The organism is Lactococcus sp. DD01, from assembly GCF_001578715.1.
Classification (GTDB): Bacteria; Bacillota; Bacilli; order Lactobacillales; family Streptococcaceae; genus Lactococcus; species Lactococcus petauri.
Map to the genome: position 1 here is coordinate 16,051 of NZ_KQ968941.1, position 1,023 is coordinate 17,073.

1 protein-coding gene is annotated in these 1,023 nt (G+C 36.8%); it reads right to left on the reverse strand.

Annotation, left to right across the window (positions count from 1 at the left end):
- Positions 1 to 82: 82 nt before the first annotated feature.
- Entirely contained in the window at positions 83 to 337 is a 255-nt protein-coding gene (locus tag LACDD01_RS09010) for a hypothetical protein (RefSeq protein WP_061414569.1), read from the reverse strand.
- Positions 338 to 1,023: the final 686 nt, after the last annotated feature.

Here is a 1,023-nt window from a genome sequence, read left to right on the forward strand (position 1 = left end):
ATTAAAGCACATACTTTTGCTATATAGTAGGGGGGGGGATTTTAGATTTGTTTTCAGGCATATTATATCGCAAGATTTTTTATTACTCACATGAAAAAGTGTACCTCAAAGCTACCTTAAATATTTTGTAGTCCTCCTCATAAGTGGAGGTTTTTTTATTCACTCTGGCTTCCAAGGCTTCTTCAGTTAAATGACTATAGATATCTGATTTGGCAATTTCAAGATAATCTTCTCTTTGATAATTAAAGGATTTATCCATCAGTTGATGTTCATAAACAAGAAGCCCATCGTCATAGATTTCAAGGAACACAATGTTATTTACTTCAAAAAATAACATTGTGTTCCTTGGTTGAGAGAGTGACGGAAAATTTTCTGACTTCATAGAGTACCATTTATTCTTTAGAGACTTTACGAATCATTTCTAGTTTTTAGGATGAGCATAGAAAGGAAGTTTTTCATCATCATAAGTCATAAAGCTTCCTTTGTCTTCATGATAACGTAAAGCAGGAGGTCAACCAAGTTCTTTGGAAGGCTCGTTATGGTTCAAACTCTCCATGAACATCGTCACAATTTCTTGAAAACACTATACGTGCCTAAGCTTCGACCTTTCCTTTAATCTGTGTTCTAAAGAGCCGACACGCAATGGGCTTAAATCCAGCATCCTTGGCATCCTGTCTAAAAGTTTCGTTGAATACGGCATGCGTGAATTAACTTTTAGAATGACCAACCACGGTCTTCATGTTATCAAACCAAATTTCTCCGGAAACACCCCCAAAGCTCAAAGAAAGCATTGTTTAAGCAATTAAAGAGAGTGGCTTGTTCACAATCCATCGTAAGTTAAAGGTATTTCATCCGAGAGTAGCCAAACACATAGCAGAAAATATTAGCGATGAAGACTTTGCCATTTTTAGAAATCATCCTAAGCCTTTCCTTCCAGTCCACCTGAGCAGAGAAGGCCCAGAGAGGTTTCTATACGAAGTGATGCCTTATATTGTTTGGTTGTTTTGCAAGACTTAACATAGC